This window comes from Cochleicola gelatinilyticus (assembly GCF_001637325.1).
In the GTDB taxonomy this organism is placed as follows: Bacteria; Bacteroidota; Bacteroidia; order Flavobacteriales; family Flavobacteriaceae; genus Cochleicola; species Cochleicola gelatinilyticus.
Window position 1 is genome coordinate 108140 of record NZ_LRXL01000037.1, and the last position, 17463, is coordinate 125602.

The 17463-nt window shown below is 35.2% G+C and carries 15 protein-coding genes; 7 read left to right on the plus strand and 8 right to left on the minus strand.

The features are described from left to right. Window positions 1-146 precede the first annotated feature (146 nt). Window positions 147-800, plus strand: coding sequence for a fructose-6-phosphate aldolase (gene fsa, locus ULVI_RS08195; RefSeq protein WP_068591669.1), 654 nt, complete (start codon window positions 147-149; stop codon window positions 798-800). 121 nt (window positions 801-921) lie between these two features. Here the strand turns inward: fsa and ULVI_RS08200 are convergent, their stop codons facing one another. Further along, entirely contained in the window at window positions 922-2313 is a 1392-nt protein-coding gene (locus ULVI_RS08200) for a TlpA family protein disulfide reductase (protein WP_157632592.1), read from the minus strand. A 153-nt stretch (window positions 2314-2466) separates the two neighbouring features. Between ULVI_RS08200 and ULVI_RS08205 the strand changes: the two genes are divergently transcribed. Continuing rightward, window positions 2467-4095: an ABC-F family ATP-binding cassette domain-containing protein gene (locus ULVI_RS08205; protein ID WP_068591672.1), complete on the plus strand. Its 1629-nt coding sequence runs from the start codon at window positions 2467-2469 to the stop codon at window positions 4093-4095. Window positions 4096-4182: 87 nt separating this feature from the next. Here the strand turns inward: ULVI_RS08205 and ULVI_RS08210 are convergent, their stop codons facing one another. Both ULVI_RS08210 and ULVI_RS08215 read right to left on the minus strand, forming a co-directional pair. Beyond that, entirely contained in the window at window positions 4183-4998 is an 816-nt protein-coding gene (locus ULVI_RS08210; protein WP_068591674.1) for a DUF1572 family protein, read from the minus strand. 29 nt (window positions 4999-5027) lie between these two features. Then, window positions 5028-5753, minus strand: coding sequence for a hypothetical protein (locus tag ULVI_RS08215; protein WP_068591676.1), 726 nt, complete (start codon window positions 5751-5753; stop codon window positions 5028-5030). A 145-nt stretch (window positions 5754-5898) separates the two neighbouring features. Between ULVI_RS08215 and ULVI_RS08220 the strand changes: the two genes are divergently transcribed. Continuing rightward, window positions 5899-6480: a fasciclin domain-containing protein gene (locus tag ULVI_RS08220; protein WP_068591678.1), complete on the plus strand. Its 582-nt coding sequence runs from the start codon at window positions 5899-5901 to the stop codon at window positions 6478-6480. A gap of 91 nt (window positions 6481-6571) precedes the next feature. Continuing rightward, entirely contained in the window at window positions 6572-7195 is a 624-nt protein-coding gene (locus ULVI_RS08225; RefSeq protein WP_082830819.1) for a fasciclin domain-containing protein, read from the plus strand. Window positions 7196-7276: 81 nt separating this feature from the next. Here the strand turns inward: ULVI_RS08225 and pheT are convergent, their stop codons facing one another. After that, window positions 7277-9703: a phenylalanine--tRNA ligase subunit beta gene (pheT, locus tag ULVI_RS08230; protein WP_068591681.1), complete on the minus strand. Its 2427-nt coding sequence runs from the start codon at window positions 9701-9703 to the stop codon at window positions 7277-7279. Window positions 9704-9799: 96 nt separating this feature from the next. Here pheT and ULVI_RS08235 point away from each other — a divergent pair, with 96 nt between their 5' ends. Then, a complete protein-coding gene (locus tag ULVI_RS08235) occupies window positions 9800-11011 on the plus strand; it encodes a peroxiredoxin family protein (RefSeq protein WP_068591683.1) in 1212 nt (403 codons plus the stop codon). Window positions 11012-11119: 108 nt separating this feature from the next. On the opposite strand, the gene ULVI_RS08240 is transcribed toward ULVI_RS08235, so the two are convergent. Continuing rightward, window positions 11120-11386 (minus strand): hypothetical protein, encoded by a 267-nt coding sequence (locus ULVI_RS08240; protein ID WP_068591685.1) that lies wholly within the window; start codon window positions 11384-11386, stop codon window positions 11120-11122. A gap of 205 nt (window positions 11387-11591) precedes the next feature. Here ULVI_RS08240 and ULVI_RS08245 point away from each other — a divergent pair, with 205 nt between their 5' ends. Both ULVI_RS08245 and ULVI_RS08250 read left to right on the plus strand, forming a co-directional pair. Further along, on the plus strand, window positions 11592-12995 hold the full coding sequence (locus ULVI_RS08245) for a M16 family metallopeptidase (protein ID WP_068591686.1): 1404 nt from the start codon (window positions 11592-11594) through the stop codon (window positions 12993-12995). Continuing rightward, entirely contained in the window at window positions 12995-14383 is a 1389-nt protein-coding gene (locus ULVI_RS08250; RefSeq protein WP_068591689.1) for a M16 family metallopeptidase, read from the plus strand. Before ULVI_RS08245 ends, ULVI_RS08250 begins: the two co-directional genes overlap by 1 nt. 106 nt (window positions 14384-14489) lie before the next feature. On the opposite strand, the gene ULVI_RS08255 is transcribed toward ULVI_RS08250, so the two are convergent. The 3 genes from ULVI_RS08255 to ULVI_RS08265 all read right to left on the minus strand — a co-directional run bounded on the left by ULVI_RS08255 (window position 14490) and on the right by ULVI_RS08265 (window position 17234). Next, window positions 14490-15215: a LytR/AlgR family response regulator transcription factor gene (locus ULVI_RS08255; protein WP_068591691.1), complete on the minus strand. Its 726-nt coding sequence runs from the start codon at window positions 15213-15215 to the stop codon at window positions 14490-14492. Window positions 15216-15217: 2 nt separating this feature from the next. After that, window positions 15218-16114 (minus strand): sensor histidine kinase, encoded by an 897-nt coding sequence (locus ULVI_RS08260; protein ID WP_241780967.1) that lies wholly within the window; start codon window positions 16112-16114, stop codon window positions 15218-15220. Window positions 16115-16598: 484 nt separating this feature from the next. After that, the gene (locus ULVI_RS08265; RefSeq protein WP_197463493.1) at window positions 16599-17234 is read right to left on the minus strand and encodes an SMI1/KNR4 family protein; all 636 of its coding nucleotides are present in this window, start codon (window positions 17232-17234) and stop codon (window positions 16599-16601) included. Window positions 17235-17463 lie beyond the last annotated feature (229 nt).

The window sequence follows — 17463 nt, forward strand, 5'->3', positions numbered from 1 at the left end:
TAACCATTTTTGATATTCTCAAACCCAATTTATATTTATAGTTTTCTCTTTCTGGGTTTGTTAACAATCGCTTATAAATAAATAGGTGGAAGCTTCGCACTCTTTTTAAATCTTACTTACTTTTGTGAAAACGTAAAACAGCACCTATGAAATTTTTTATCGATACCGCTAATTTAGATCAGATTCGTGAAGCTCAAGATCTTGGAGTACTTGACGGAGTAACTACGAACCCTTCGCTTATGGCTAAGGAAGGAATTACAGGAAGAAATAATATTTTAAAACACTATGTCGATATCTGTAATATTGTTGATGGAGATGTTTCTGCGGAAGTGATTGCGACCGATTTAAAAGGAATGATTAAAGAAGGGGAAGAACTGGCAGAATTACACGAACAAATTGTTGTAAAAGTACCAATGATTAAGGAAGGAATTAAAGCCATTAAATATTTTTCTGATAATGGTATACGTACAAATTGTACATTGGTTTTTTCTGCAGGGCAGGCTTTATTAGCTGCGAAAGCAGGAGCAAGCTACGTATCTCCATTTATTGGCAGGTTAGACGATATTTCTACCGATGGACTCAATCTAATTGCAGAAATACGATTAATTTACGATAATTATGGTTTTGAAACTGAAATTTTAGCTGCTTCTGTACGCCATACCATGCATATTTTAGAATGTGCGAAAATTGGCGCCGACGTAATGACAGGGCCTCTATCTTCTATAGAAGGTTTGTTAAAACACCCCCTTACCGATATTGGTCTAGAGAAGTTCTTAGCGGATTATAAGAAAGGGAATTAAACTTCAATGCTTTTTGTATTGAGTATATACTAATAAGAAGAATCCACGAATAGCGCATTGGTATTCGTGGATTTATTATATATGAGGATGGTTGTAAGATGTTAGATAGTAAAAAAGGTCTTTATTTTTTAAAATCTTTTAACTGTTTTTCAATATTAGGATTAAAAAGATTGGTGTTTCCTGTTAAAATAATCCCACTACGGTCTAAGATCATTGTTTTGTTAGCCGAATTTAAAACCAGTTGCTTTTCTGCTTCAATAATGTTTTCAAATTGAAACTCTTGGCTGGAATCATACCCTAGTGCAGTGACAAGATCTCTCCACTTTCGAAAATTGGTATCGGTATTAATTCCAATAAAATCGTATTCAGGAAATTTTTCTTGTAATAATTCAGCTTTTCTATGAATGTCTTTATAGTGATTAACAGATTGTGAAGACCAAAAATAAAGTACGGTAGGTTTTTTTATTAATGCTGCTAACGATGCTGCATTGTTATCTACGGTAGCTAGGGTTAAATCGGGAATTTTATTTCCAGGAGTAAGTTTAAGAGTAGCGTCAACTAAATTCTGAATCGCATACTGATGCGATTTATTGGTGTCCATTTTTAAAAACAGTTTGCTTATTTCCTGTTCTTCTTCAGCATTATTTGCTCGATTCAAATAACGTCTTACATTATTTTCTAATAATGCATTTTTTAAAACGGGGCTTTTAATAAGGCTATCGATCGTTTTTAGTTTATGATAACTATGCTGATAAGAATACCTGCTAAACGAATCGCTCGCTTTATACTTTTCGAACGCTAAGTTGTCTGAATATGCATTTAAAAATCTATAATAAGGAAGGTATACTTTTAAAAAGGTTTTTTCTGTATTTACTTTATCTCTATAATCGTAAAAAGATGCTGGGAAGTCTAAGGTTTCTTTTCTACGGTAATTGGCAGAAGTATATAGCTCTTTTTTTAGATAATTACCGTAATTAATATCGGCAAGGGCAACTTCTTCAAAGGCATCATTAATTGTATGGTTACTTTTAAAACGCTTCAACATCGTTGTTTTAATAAGCTGAATAGAATCTAATTCTCTTTCAAATTCTCTTGGAGGAAGTTGATACAGTTTCGGCATGTCACGATTTACCTTTTCATTAAAAAGGTACAAATCCATTAAAAAATTGTTTTTTTCAGCTCCTCTTCCTGAATAGGTGAGGGACTCGTCGAATTCGTAAGTATTTACTCGTAAAAGAAGACTATCTCCAGGTGTGAGGTGCATGATTTGGTATTCGTTGTGATGAAAAGTGTACAGTCCTTCAGAAAGGGTGTCCGCTTTGTACAAAAATGTATTATCACGCTCTAATAAAATGGTGTCGATAGTTTGATTGTCTTTCTTTAAAATAATATAATCAGACTTAGGTGCGATAATTTCTCCACCTATCCAAATAGTATCCACGTTAGTAGAATCGTTTTGCTGGCAGGAGGTAATAAAGGTTACTAGAAGTAAGTAGAGTATTGTTCTGTTCATACGGGGGTAAAATCGATCGATAATAACAAAAATAACCACTAATCAAGCCCACAATGTTAATTACTAGTTAAAAGGAATATATAAACGTTAATATTTCTTTTGTCCCTGTTATTTGGCTATTTTTGCAAAAATATTTAAAACATATAAAGAAGCATGCTTTCAGTTTCTAATCTATCCGTTCAATTCGGAAAACGTATTTTGTTCGACGATGTTAATACCCAGTTTGTAACAGGGAATTGCTACGGAATTATTGGTGCCAATGGTGCCGGAAAATCTACATTTCTTAAAATTATCTCAGGAAAACAAGATCCCACTTCAGGACATGTTCATCTCGAGTCTGGCAAACGCATGTCTGTGTTAGAACAGAATCACAACGCTTATGATGAATTTAGTGTTTTAGAAACAGTAGTGCGAGGTAATAAAGAACTTTTTTCTTTAAAAGCTGAGATCGATGCATTATATGCTGATTATAGCGATGAAAATGCCGATAAAATTGGGGAACTTCAAGTTAAGTTTGAAGAGATGAATGGTTGGAATGCCGACAGTAATGCAGCTGCAATGCTTTCAAACCTAGGGATAGATGCGAGTCATCATTATACCTTAATGGCAGACCTTGATGGAAAACAAAAAGTTCGCGTATTACTAGCGCAGGCTTTATTTGGAAATCCCGATGTGCTTATTATGGATGAGCCAACCAACGATCTGGATTATGAAACGATTACCTGGTTAGAAAACTTTTTGGCCCATTACGATAATTGTGTGATCGTAGTTTCGCACGACAGACACTTTTTAGATTCGGTATGTACGCATATTAGTGATATCGACTTCGGAAAAATAAATCACTTTAGTGGAAATTATACGTTCTGGTACGAAAGCAGTCAGTTAGCAGCAAGACAACGCGCGCAACAGAACAAAAAAGCTGAAGAAAAGAAGAAGGAGTTAGAAGATTTTATTCGAAGATTTTCTGCCAATGTTGCAAAGTCGAAGCAAGCAACTAGTAGAAAAAAGATGATCGATAAATTAAATGTTTCAGAAATTAAACCTTCTAGTAGGAGGTATCCTGCAATTATCTTCGAACGCGAACGCGAAGCAGGAGACCAGATTTTAAATGTAGAAAACCTTTCTGCATCTATCGACGATGAGATATTATTCAGAAAAATTAATATCAACTTAACGAAAGGGGATAAAGTGGTGGTCTTTTCGAGAGATTCGAGAGCGACTACTGCGTTTTATGAAATTCTTAATGGTAATGCTGTTGCCGATTCGGGAGAATTTCAATGGGGAATTACAACGCTTCAGAGTTACCTTCCTTTAGATAATGAAGACTTCTTTAAGTCTGACCTTAGTTTAGTCGATTGGCTTCGTCAATACGCAAAAACTGAAGAAGAACGGGAAGAAGTTCATATTCGGGGTTTCTTAGGAAAAATGCTTTTTAGTGGTGAAGAAGCCCTTAAAAAATGTAGTGTATTATCTGGAGGAGAAAAAGTTCGTTGTATGTTAAGCCGAATGATGATGATGCGTGCTAATGTGGTAATGCTCGATGAACCAACCAATCACTTGGATTTGGAATCAATTACAGCATTTAATAATTCTTTGAAGAACTTTAAAGGAACTGTACTTTTAACCACACATGATCATGAGTTTGCTCAAACAGTAGGTAACAGAGTAATCGAATTAACCCCTAATGGAGTAATAGACCGTTACATGACTTTCGATGATTATATGAGTGATAAGAAAATTAAAGAGCAACGAGACGCTATGTATGGTGCTATAAAGGCATAATTTTATTGCGATAACTTTAAAATCCCAAACTCTTACACTAGTAAGAATTTGGGATTTTTTTTGTAATAGAATGCTTAAAATTTTTAACTATTTCTCTTCTCCAGTCTCTTTAAAAAAAGCTTCAATCATAGGTTGTGCTTGTGTCATTTCATCGTTTCTAATAAATACTCGAACTTGTGAGGTGAGATTTGGAGCATTGCCAAACATTATTCCGCTCTGTTGGTCGTCTTTCACAATTGGGATAATATCTACCGATTTTAATCTACCTACCAAAGCTTCCGCTAAAATGGGAGAGCCGGTATAAATTCGGGTCATTTTTTCATCTGTATTCATAGTTTTTTGTTTTATTAAATATTCATTTGTAAAATGTGTTATTTTCTTTTCTTCGGAAAATTTATTCCTGTTATAAATGTTCGAATTACCCTTTGGGATTGAAAGCGACTCCCAGCTTTTTCCTTTTAAAATTTTGCCTATACATACCATTTGTCCCACATGGTAGGAATAATGGGCAAGTTGTCTATTAATAGCTTCAATTACCGTATGCCCTTGATTTCTTATGTAAATAATGGTGTTTAATTTTTCCGAAGATATCAATTTTAACGCGGTAAAAAGACACTCCCATCCAGCTTCCCATTTCTGTAAAATATCTTGTCTGGATTTTAATACAGATTCAAATTCAAGATCCCGATTACGCCATGTTTTTTCTCCGTCGGTTGTAAGAAAATTGGTCCATCTAGAACGCATATTTCCCCATAAATGATTTACAATAATTGCAATAGAATTCGTCTCTATATGAAATTGATAAAAAAGGTGTTCATCCTCTAGTTGATCGATAGTCTTGTCACCCAGTAGTTTATAATACGCAAACTGCTTTGTTACACTTTCTAAATAATTTGTTTCCATTGGGGTTGTAGGCTCGTTCCATTTATCTTTTAAGCATTGTAATATTTACTTCGCCAAATCGCAGTAGTAAAGTTTTTTCCTTTGGCAAAACCGTAAAATAGAACAATCCCCGCTACTGCTTTAAACATGAAAAGAAACATTAACACATATTCTTGCATAGCAACGGTGTGTATGAATAATTGCATGGGTGTTATGTAGGTGAGCAAAATACTAATTACAAAAATGGTTAGTACTAGGTTTTCAAAAGTTTTGTACGGCCACATGAGCCATTTTCGTAACGGGTGCAGATCGTTTCCCCATTTATGAATTAAATAAAAATAATCGTTTCCCATGGGAGCGAATAATAAAGGGTCATCTGCATTTTCAAGTTTTAATAATTTCGCAGGTGCTACAATTTTTAAAGAAACTAATTGGGTTTGATGTTCTTTTTCTAGATGTCTTATTTTCGAAATCGCTTCTTCTGGAAAATCTCCTTTAAAGTAATGCGCATCCAAAAAACGAAGACGGTAGGTGACGCATAGTTTTTCAATATCTGTAAGATGATAAATCTGTTTTGCTTGCAACAAATCAACATTGAAGGTATTTGTAATTTCTTTAGTTATTTCAGTAGCTTCAGAAAGGGTATGGCGTATTTTCTTTCGTTCTGTATCTGTTTCCGAAAAGATATTTTGCACTTGTTTAAGGATCGCAGCTTCAGAAATACGATTAGATCTTGCTCGTATAAGTTTGGTTTCGATATTAGTTCTTTCCAACATAGTCGTGCCTCTTTTTGTATAAAGTTACATAGTACGGTTCAGTCAACCAATTATTTAACACTTTCCGAAGTAAATATTTAACCACTCTTTTCGTTCTTATTATTTAGTATAATAATTATGTACCTTTGGTTTATAAGCACACATTATGAAATTGAAAACACTTTTTTTAACACTATTTTTTTGTAGTTCATTATTACAACTTACGGCTCAAAAATATACTAATACACAATCTGTAGCGACAACAACTCAATGGGAGGGAGCTACATTTAATTCAGCCAAAACAATTGCTGAAAACTTAAAAACTTCGGAAAAATTTTCTTTTCTGAATACGATTCTGAAAGATTCTACCATTACTGAAACCCTTGCTAATGAAGAAATGGTCACCCTTTTTGTAGCAACAAATAAAGGGTTTGAAACCATGCCAGAAGCTCAGAGAGATTCTATTTTTGCTCATCCAAAATTATTAAAATCGTATGTTACTTTCCATGCGGTTCCAGGACGTTTAGATGCAGGAGTTATTGAGCGTTCTATTAAAGATAACAATGGGACTGCTTATTTTAGAACGTTAGAAGGAACTAAGTTAGGGGCAACAATGCGCAATGGAAAACTAACCTTAATCGATAGTGAAAATCGCACAGCAACTATTACCGAAGCTAATTTCTACCACAAAAACGGTTTTTTTCATATTATAGACGGTATTCTTTTTCCGAGATCTAATAAGGAGTAGCATACGTTAAACTAAAGCCAAAAGGGGGGTGTTGTAAAACCACCGGAAAATTTTTCTCGTTTGTATGCATATAAACCTAAAAGAACATAAAATGAAAAATTTAAAGAGTATTGCACTTGTTGCTGGAATGTTAGTATTTGGTACAGGAGCATTATTGGCACAGGACAAAAAAATGATGACGGAAGAAAAAAAGGACATGAAAATGAACGATATGTCTAAAAAAATGAATCCGGAAGTTGGTGGAGCTCCTATGTATGCAAATAAGAACATTGTAGAAAATGCAATTAATTCTAAAGACCATACTACGTTAGTAGCAGCTGTAAAAGCAGCTGGACTTGTGGAAACTTTACAAGGTGAGGGACCTTTTACCGTATTTGCCCCAACCAATGCAGCTTTCGAGAAATTACCAAAAGGAACTGTTGAAACCCTACTAAAACCTGAAAACAAAAAACAATTACAAGAGGTGCTTACGTATCATGTAATTGCTGGTAAGATGGACGCCAAGACTATTGCGAAAGCGATTAAAGATAATAAGGGTACAGCACGTTTTACAACTGTAAACGGAGGAAAATTAACTGCGATGATGGATGGAAAAAATCTTGTGCTTACCGATGAGAACAAGAATACTGCTACAGTAACTATCGCGAATGTATACCAATCTAACGGTGTGATCCACGTGGTAGATACAGTGGTGCTTCCAGGAGCTAAGATGTAATCTGTAAAGAATTTAATGAAATAAAAAAAATCGGTCGTACTAGGTGTGCGACCGATTTTCTATTTAATATATGTAGTAACTTTATCTCAAACTTGCTCCAAAGTCTTTTTCGAAACGTAGTTGCAACTTGTTCATGATCTTATCGATTTGTTTATCGGTAAGCGTTTTGTTTTCATCTTGAAGGGTAAAACTTAGTGCGTACGATTTTTTTCCGTTCGGTAGATTTTTACCCGTATACACATCGAATAATTTCACTTCCTTTAAAAGCTTCTTTTCGGTTTGTAGGGCTGCTTGTTGTAAACCTTCAAACGTAACCGATTCGTCTAATAATAAGGCGAAATCACGTTTTACGGTAGGATACTTTGAAATAGGTTTTACTTCGAAATTTACAGTAGGCAATTCGGTTAAAATTGCATCCCAGTTAAAGTCTGCTTGTAAAGTTTCCGCTTCAATATCGAAATGCTTACCAATTTTTTTAGCGATCACTCCAAACTCGACCAGTGTTTTTTTGTTTTTAACGAGCGAGATCCCTTCAGCAATAAGATCGTTTTTTACAGCTTTTTCAGAATATCCTTCAATCCCTAATCGGTCTAGTATTGCTGAAATAACACCTTTTCCGTAGAAAAAACCACTTTTAGCTTCCGAAGTAGCCCAACTATTCTCTGTTTTATTACCAGAAATTGTTAAAGTTAAATGCTTCTTTTCTTGTCTTCCGTCAGGGTAGTTGTGATACGTTTTTCCGAATTCGAAAAACTTCACATTTTGCATTTTACGGTTGCTGTTGTAGGATAACGCTTCTAACCCTCCAAATTGTAAAGATTGCCGTAAAACTGAAAGATCTTGACTTAAAGGATTCAACATTACCACATCATGGCTGCTGTCTAAGTGATCGCTTAACGTTACATAAATTGGGGTGGTAAGTGAATTTCCTAGAATTTCATGAAATCCAAGTGCTGTAAGTTGTGCTGCTACTTTATTTTGAACTTGATAGTCTTCGTTTTTTTGAGTCACCGAGATTGAAGCGTTGAGTTTCTGGGTGACATTAATTTTGTTGTATCCATAAACCCGAAGTACTTCTTCAATCACATCCGCTTCACGGGTTACATCATTTCGGTAGGCAGGAATGGTCATCCCGATCCCGGTTTCTGTTACATTATTTACGTGTACTTCTAACGAATTAAGGATGTCTTTAATCGTTTCTCGTGGAATTTCTTCCCCAATAAGTTTTGCTGTATTTGCAAAGTTAAGAACTACTTGATGGTCTTCTATTTTCTTCGGATAAATATCTACAATTTCGCTGGTAATTTCTCCTCCAGCAATATCCATAAGTAAAATCGCAGCTCTTTTTAAAGCATACTCAACACTATTAGGGTCGATGCCACGTTCGAAACGGAAAGATGCATCGGTATTTAACCCGTGCCTTTTCGCTGTTTTACGAATGCTTACCGGATTAAAATAGGCACTTTCTAAAAAGATGCTTGTAGTTGTTTCGGTAACGCCACTATCGATGCCGCCAAACACACCTGCCAAGCACATAGGTGTTTCTGCATTACAGATCATTAGGTCTTCTTCGTGTAATTCACGCTCTATACCGTCTAACGTAGTAAATTTTGTTCCCTTCGGAAGTGTTTTAACGATTACTTCATTACCCGTTATTTTTGCTGCGTCGAATGCATGCAGCGGCTGCCCCATGTCATGAAGTACATAGTTGGTAATATCAACAACATTATTAATTGGAGCGACGCCAATTGCTTTTAACCTGTTTTGAAGCCATGCCGGAGAAGCCTCAACTTTTAATCCACTAATGGTAACCCCGCAATATCTAGGTGCTAAATCGGTGTTTTCAACTTCTACATCCATTTTCAGCGTTCGGTTCTCGATTCTAAAATTCGTGGTAGAAGGCGTGATCATTTCTAAAGAAATATCCTGTTGTAACAACCCCGCTTTTAAATCTCTAGCAACACCCCAATGACTCATTGCATCGGCGCGGTTTGGAGTTAAGCCAATTTCGAATACAATATCGTTTTCGATTTCGAGTAAATCTGAAACCTTGGTTCCTGCTACTACCGAATCATCTAATACCATGATCCCATCATGACTTTTTCCAAGACCTAATTCATCTTCAGCACAGATCATCCCCATACTTACTTCCCCACGAATTTTTCCTTTGTTGATCTTCCACGGTTTTCCATCTTCATCATAAAGTGTTGTACCAACGGTTGCCACGGGTACTTTTTGCCCTTTTGCAACATTGGGAGCTCCACACACAATTTGTACAGGCTCTCCGTTTCCAAGATCGACCTTGGTAACTTTTAGCCGGTCGGCATTGCTGTGTTGGTCACATTCTAATACGTGACCAACGACCACCCCTTCCAGTCCGCCAGGAACCGATGTAAAGGTTTCGATACCTTCAATTTCGAGTCCAAGGTCTGTTAAAAGCGCTCCAGTTCGTTCTGCTTCCCAATCGAGGTTGATAAATTGTTTAAGCCAGTTGTATGAAATCTTCATTCGTATATTTCTTTTCCGAAGTGCAAAGATACTATTTACTGCCTTTTTTGTAAGTTATTTTAATACTTTCGTTCTAAAGAAATTTAATTTTTTAAGATGAAACAATTCCTTTTACTTTTTACGATTATAATATGTAGTTCTTGTGTAAATGAAGCGTCGAACGCACCAAAAGAGGGTCCTTGGAAAGCAGTATTGCTTCTGAAAGATAAAAAAGAACTTCCATTTCTTTTCGATTTTGCCGAAGACACCACGATGACAATTATTAATGCCGATGAGCGTATTGAAGTGAAGGACATTCGTTTGTTTGGGGATTCAATATACATTGAGCACCCTGTTTTTGAAGGAATTTTTAAAGGAATATATTCGAAAGATTCTATCTACGGAAGTTTTATAAAACCAAGCTTAGACCGTGTAGTGCCCTTTAAAATGGAATATGGAAGAGCTGCTCGTTTTGCGGTAAATGAAGCTCCACATGTTGTTGTTACGGGCAATTGGGAAACAGTTTTTAGTCCCGATTCTGAAGCAGATCGCTATATTGCTAAAGGTATTTTTGAACAAAAAGGAAATCGTCTTACCGGAACTTTTAGAACCACTACTGGAGATTACCGTTATTTAGATGGGGTAGTGGTAAACGATTCTATTAAGTTGTCTACCTTCGATGGGGCCCATGCATTTCTATTTGAAGCCGAATTAAATGATAGTATAATGACAGGGCTTTTTTACAGTGGAGATCATTGGAAAGAGCCCTTTACAGCAAAACGGAATGATACTTATGAGCTTCCAAAAGCTGAAACACTCACTTATTTAAAAACTGGATACGACTCTCTAACTTTTGCATTTCCAAATGTGAAAGGCGATACGATATCATTAGACGATGCACACTTTAAAAATAAAGTTACAGTAGTACAAATAATGGGTACGTGGTGTCCCAATTGTCTTGATGAATCTAAGTATTATAAAACGTATTATGATGAGAATAAAGGGAATGATCTCGAATTTGTTTCGCTTGCGTTTGAATATGCTCCAACGAAAGAAAAAGCGATTGCCTCTATAGAGCGGTTTCAAAAATCATTGGGAATTCAGTATCCCATATTATTAGCACAATACGGATCAAGCGATAAGAAAAAAGCCAACGAAAAACTCCCGATGTTAAATCATGTATTGTCGTACCCCACTACAATTTTTATAGATAAGAACGGAAAGGTAAGAAAAATTCATACTGGCTTTAACGGTCCCGCAACTGGAGAGAAATACGATGAATTTGTGTTAGAATTTGAGGCGTTCGTTGCCATGCTTCGTAAAGAGTAATAAAGCACAATATCATTATATCTGTTGAAATTCAGTGCCAATTCGCTGTAATTCTTTTTCAGCTTTCCTAATACCGATTAAACCACCAGTAAGTTGTGGCGTAGTATTTTACAGTTCTACCTCGTACGTATCATTTTCTTTTTCAGTCGTAATTACTCTAAAGGTATAATACGCTACAAGAGCACCAAGTAGCATACGTAAGGTTTTATCTCCTTTTGTATAGACAAGATCGCCATGACTGCCAGCCGATGTTGTATATCCAGAAGTATGAAAAACTGTGTCGATTTTTTTAGCTAACTCATCTCGACTTGGACCATGAAATAAATAATGATGATTGTATTTATTCTCGTTTAAAACTTGTTTGAAATAATTCATATTTTATAAAAATTTATGACAGGCTCATAATCAAGGAACTAAATGTAATAAAAGATTATTTTTATACATCTAATTATTTTTCGGAAAGACGTACATCTTATTTTAAGTTTCGGAGAGTCGATTTTATATTTTAATAGCTTTTTTGTAACATTTGCAATAGATTGAAGTCTATTAAGTTATAGATAGTAACCAATAACCAACCTTTATGAAAAACAAGATCATCCTGCTTCTTTTTTTAGGAGTATGCTGTTTTAGTTGCGATACTAAAAGCAAGCAAGTTTCAGAAGAAAATTCTGAGGCTGTTAGTACGTTTCAAGTACCAGTAGAATATTATACGTTAGACAACGGATTAAAAGTTATTTTGTCACAAGATAAATCTTCTCCCACCGCCATTGTCGCAGCATATTACAATATCGGTTTCCGAATAGAACCTAAAGACCGAACAGGTTTTGCACATCTTTTCGAACACATGATGTTTCAAGGCTCTAAAAACCTTGGAAAGATGGAATTTATTAAACTCGTACAAAGTAACGGTGGTGTGCTTAATGGGTCAACTCGTTTCGATTTCACCAATTATTTTGAGATTGTTCCAGCACACAAACTGGAAACCATGCTTTGGGCAGAAGCCGACCGTATGCGAGGACTAGACATTACGCAAGAGAACCTTACCAATCAGCAAGGAGTTGTGAAGAATGAAGTAAAAGTAAATGTGTTAAATCAACCGTATGGTGGGTTTCCTTGGCTTGATATGCCACAATACGCAAATACTAATTGGTACAATGCACACAACTTTTACGGAGATTTAAAAGATCTAGATGCTGCAAACCTAGAAGATGTTTCGAGTTTTTTTAAAACATATTATGCTCCAAATAATGCTGCTATTTCTGTAGTAGGCGATTTCGACATGACCGAAACAAAAGCATGGATCGAAAAATACTTTGGGAACATCCCTTCCGCAGAAATACCAGACCAGCCAGATATTTCAGAACCGAGACAGGAAGAAGAAAAGAGTTTTGTAAAAGACGATGCTCTAGCAAATAAACCTGCTATTGCAGTAGCCTATCACATGCCAGAGCGAAATACTCCCGAGTTTTATGCTATGGGATTACTTGACCAAATTTTAATTCAAGGAGACAATGCCTTGTTACAGGAAAAATTGGTAAATGAACTTGGATATACCTCGAATGTTAGTGGAGGGATTAATTACCTCGGAAATATGTTTAATTACAAAGGTCCTATGCAAATTATGTTCGATCTAACATACGATACAGAAACTTCTAAAGAACAGGTGCTTACAGCGATCGATGACGTTATAGCAACCGTTTCTGAAGGAGTAACCCAAAAGATGCTCGATCAAGCCGTTGTAAAAATGAGATCTAGTTTATACGATAATATTGGAGGAAACTCTGGTTTTGGCCGTGCAGACTTATTGTGCAGTTTCGCTTTATTTGATGATGATCCAGCGCGAATAAATTCGTTGGAAGATGAGTTTAAAAAAATAACCCCAGAAATTGTCAATAAAACCGTTTCAGAATATCTGAGGAAAGGAAATAGAACGATTCTAACGGTGAACCCGCTATTGGCTACTAACACTAAAAACAGCAACTAATGAAAACTTCACTATATATCTTTATACTAAGCTTGTTTCTAGCTGTGCCTGTAATAGCACAAGAAAAAGAAACTCCGCCAGAAGGTGGAACTCCAAAAGGATTTTCACTTCCTGAAAAAGAAGTAATGACATTCGATAACGGACTTAAATTGGTGTTGATCCCCTACGGAAGCATTCCAAAAGCAACCTTAAATATTACCGTTAAAACAGGGAATATTCACGAAACGGAAGACCAAACATGGCTTGCAGATCTCACTGGAGAACTAATGAAAGAAGGAAGTGTGGCAGGATATTCTGTAAATGATACCCTAGCAGGGATGGGAGGAAATTTAAATATTAATACTGGTGTTCATACTTCATCGATTAGTACCAGAGTACTTTCAGAATATGCTTCCGATGCAATGTATGCACTTACCGATGTATTAACCAACCCTAAATGGCCTGCGTCTGAAGTTGACCGTCTAAAAAGTAACATGAAGCGGAATGTTACCGTATCACTTTCTACACCAAGTTCACAGGCACGGCAAGATTTCTTTTCAGAATTATATCCCGATCATTCTTACGGCAGAATCTATCCTACCAACGAGCAGATCGATTCGTATACCTTAGAAGATATAAAAGATTTTTATGCAGCAAATTACGGGGCACAACGAACCACTGTATATGTTGTGGGTAAATTTAATAAGCAAAAAATTAAGCAAATTGTTGAAGAACAAATGGGCGATTGGCAAAAAGGACCAGAAGCATCCTATCCAGTTGCTACTCCAAATTCTGCCAATACCGTTCGTGTTATTGATAGACCAGGAGCTCCACAATCTACACTGTATTATGGTTTGCCAGTAGCAGATCCTTCCAACGAAGATTATGTGGCATTAGATGTCATGAATTCACTGTTAGGAGGCTCCTTCGGATCTCGTATTACGAGTAACATTCGTGAAGATAAAGGCTATACCTATTCGCCACGTAGTATTTTAAATAACAATTATAGAACTGGAGTATGGTATGAAGTAGCCGATGTTACGACCGAACATACGGGTGCATCTATCGATGAAATTAAAAAAGAAATTACACGCTTGCAGAACGAACCACCAACAAAAGAAGAGTTAAAAGGCATTCAAAATTACGAATCGGGAATTTATGTGCTTCAAAATTCTTCCCCGGGAGGAATCATCGGACAGTTAAATTTTTTAGACGTGCATGAGCTACCCGAATCTTTTCTTGTTGATAAAGTAAAAAATATTAATGCTATTACTCCCGAAGATGTACAGAAAATGGCAACGAAGTACATTACTCCCGAGAATATGACACTTATCGTGGTTGGGGATAAGGAAAAAATTAAGAATCAAGTACAGGAAACTATTAAAGAACCCAAAAAAGAAGGGCAATAGTATCTTTAAACGATAGTTTAAAATTCAACATAACCACAAATGAGCAAAGCCTTCAACGTTGCTCATATGTGGTTTTTTCTTATAAATACCAGATTTAGAATTAAGTCTAAATGGTCGTGTTTAAAAGGGATACAACGTCTTTTTTATAGCTACGACTTATAGGTATTGCATTGTTTTCTATTTCGATAACTTCATTTGTAAAAGAATTAATTTGCAAAAGATTTACAATATAAGAACGATGGCTTCTCACGAACAAAGATGTGGGCAATCGAGTTAGAATATTTGAAATTGTTTCACGCGTGGTAATTGTTTTTTCTGTTGTGTGAATTTTCAGATAATCGGAAAGGCTTTCAATAAATAATATTTCTTCAAACATAATTTTTATCATCCTTCTATCGGCACGAACAAACATATAATTGGTTGCTTCAGAAGTGATTTTAGATCGTGTTTTTTCTTCTGGCACAATATGTTCTCCTAAAAATTTGTTGATTGCTTTAACAAGTCGTTCCAATGAAATAGGTTTCAGTAAATAATCGACTGCTTGTAAATCGAATCCATCAACAGCGTATTCACGGTATGCAGTAGTAAAAATTACCTTTGTTTCTTTTTGAAGCGCTTTTGCGAAAGAAAGTCCAGAGATCTCAGGCATATTTATGTCTAAAAATATAAGATCGACCTGTTGTTTGCTGAGGTGTGTAAAACCCTCTGATGCATTTTTACAAACACCCACCACCGTAATTACATCAATTTTCTTTAAATGTGTTGTGAGAATTTCGCGCGCAGCTGGTTCGTCGTCGATAATAAGAGCTTTGTATGTGGTTGGTGTTTTCAATATTATAAGTGGATAGTTAATTTAATAGAATAGCTGTTTTTGGTTTGTTCTGAAACGAGCGTAAAATTGTTTTTGTATAGTAATTGGAGCCTTTTTTCTATATTCTGAAGTCCTAATCCTATGGGGTTTGTGTTTGAATTTAATTTCGACGCTGTGTTTGTAACTTCAAAAAAAATGGTTTCTTCTGAAGCCTGAATCTGAATAGCAATTTCTAGAGTTCCTAATAAAATTGTGCCGTGTTTAAAAGCATTCTCAATAAATGGAATAAACAGCATTGGGGGGATCTGAAGGTTTTTAGACTTCAATTCTTTTTTAAAGGTGACCTGCAAAGTATCTTTAAAACGAATCTGTTCTAAAGAAATGTATTCTTCGATATGTGCAAGTTCTTCTTGCAGCGGCACCAAAGGTTTTTGTACTTGATAAAGAATGTAGTCTAATAGATTAGAGAGTTTTAAAATTAGCTCTGGTGTATGTTCGGAACGTGCGATAGCAAATCCATAAATTGTATTTAATGTATTGAAGAGAAAATGTGGATGAATTTGTTTTTTTAGGTATTGTAATTCTTGATCTTTTAGCCTTAAATTACCTTCTAAGAGTTTATTCTCTAGGCGTACATTTTTTGCGATCGTTTCAGAATTCTTCTTAAGTACTCTTATAAAACTTACTAGACCGACAACGAGATATACCAGTATGAGTACAAAAATATAATTTCGGCTCATTGGAGGTACGTTTGTCACCTTCAAATTGGTTAAAAAAATGAAATTTCCAAAAATGGTAAGTAAAATTCCGTAGGTAGAAAAAACGATTGCGAAAATTCCGTAGATTATAAATAGTTTGTAGTTACTTCGAAACACATACTTCGGAATTAAAAAATAAGCAAAAAAGTATGTCGTCCCCATAGTTATTGGCAATAAGAAACTTGAGAAATAAAAGACGTACGAGGAATTGGTGGAATTATAACTGAAGAAATACACAAAAAAGAACCACACGCCAACCCAGAAAAGTATGTGAAGTGGTACAAACTTAAAATTGCTGAATTGGAAATCGTTCATTTAACGAAGATGGTGATTTTTTTATGGAAATCGAATTTTTTGAGACGAGTAACCAATTTTTATAGGCGTTTAAATATTTAGTCTGTTACATTATATATTTTTTCAACGTCTTAAATATCTTAGTCGTAGTTAGATTTGTCTAGGCTAGGTTGAGAATATTCGATTTCGTAATCGTCTATAAAAAAGAGGTTATGCTATTTATTTAATGCTTTTTTTAGGTAATTGGTTTTGCTTTTCTAGAACATGAATTATGTTACAGAATTAATAATTTAAAGTCCGTTATTTAATACATCATCGCCATTTTTAAATTGCTTTAAATTTTTGAAAACATCTATCTTTTTATTGGTTGATCTACAATAAATTCCTTTCTCCAATCAGAGATGTCATCACTAATATCAAAAAACTCATCAAATTCTTCGGCAGGTGTTTCGTCATAATATTGATTCATCTTTTTTATAAAACCCCTAAGACTTGGCGCAATTACGGGCCTGTCATCATATTCATTCCAATATGCTACCAGTTGCCCTTTTTCTCCGGTAAATACGCCTTCCAGATCATAGCAGATAGAACTGCCACCTCCGTTACCAAAAATGGGTAACCAGTTTTTGTTCCACCAATTTTCAATAGTAAAATCATGGCCTATCATATCCGTAAATTCTTTATTTGCTGATAAGACTTCTTCTAATGGCTCAAATAATGAATTATTTACCAAGGCTTCATAACAGTTAGGTGCTTGGCCGTTTTTCCATAAATAAAGTTGCTTTAGGTCACTTGGCAACTTGATGTTAAATTCAATTTCTAACTTTAAAATTTGCGCTTCAGACAAAGGTTCTTGAAGCTTAGTATAATAGTCTGGACGTTTTTCTCTTAAATGACTGTCAAGTTTTTCTAATTCAATTTTCATTCCTTCATTATGATAAGAATTTATAAAAAAACCTAAAGTTATAAATATAAGAAAGAATCTCATTTTAGTGTGTGATTACATAATTAGGAGATGCGTGAATTTTGATGTAGTGTGTTCTTGTTCCATCTTTACAGGGAAATTTTATGTTTTAAAATCTATAGGGATAATTAAATTTTTTCTAAACAATTTAAATTAAAAGGGTAGTGGCTAATTCAAATATACTATAAATAACTCCTGTAGAAGGGTTCGCAATAATTACAAACAACTAGCATAAGTTATCTTGTTATCTACC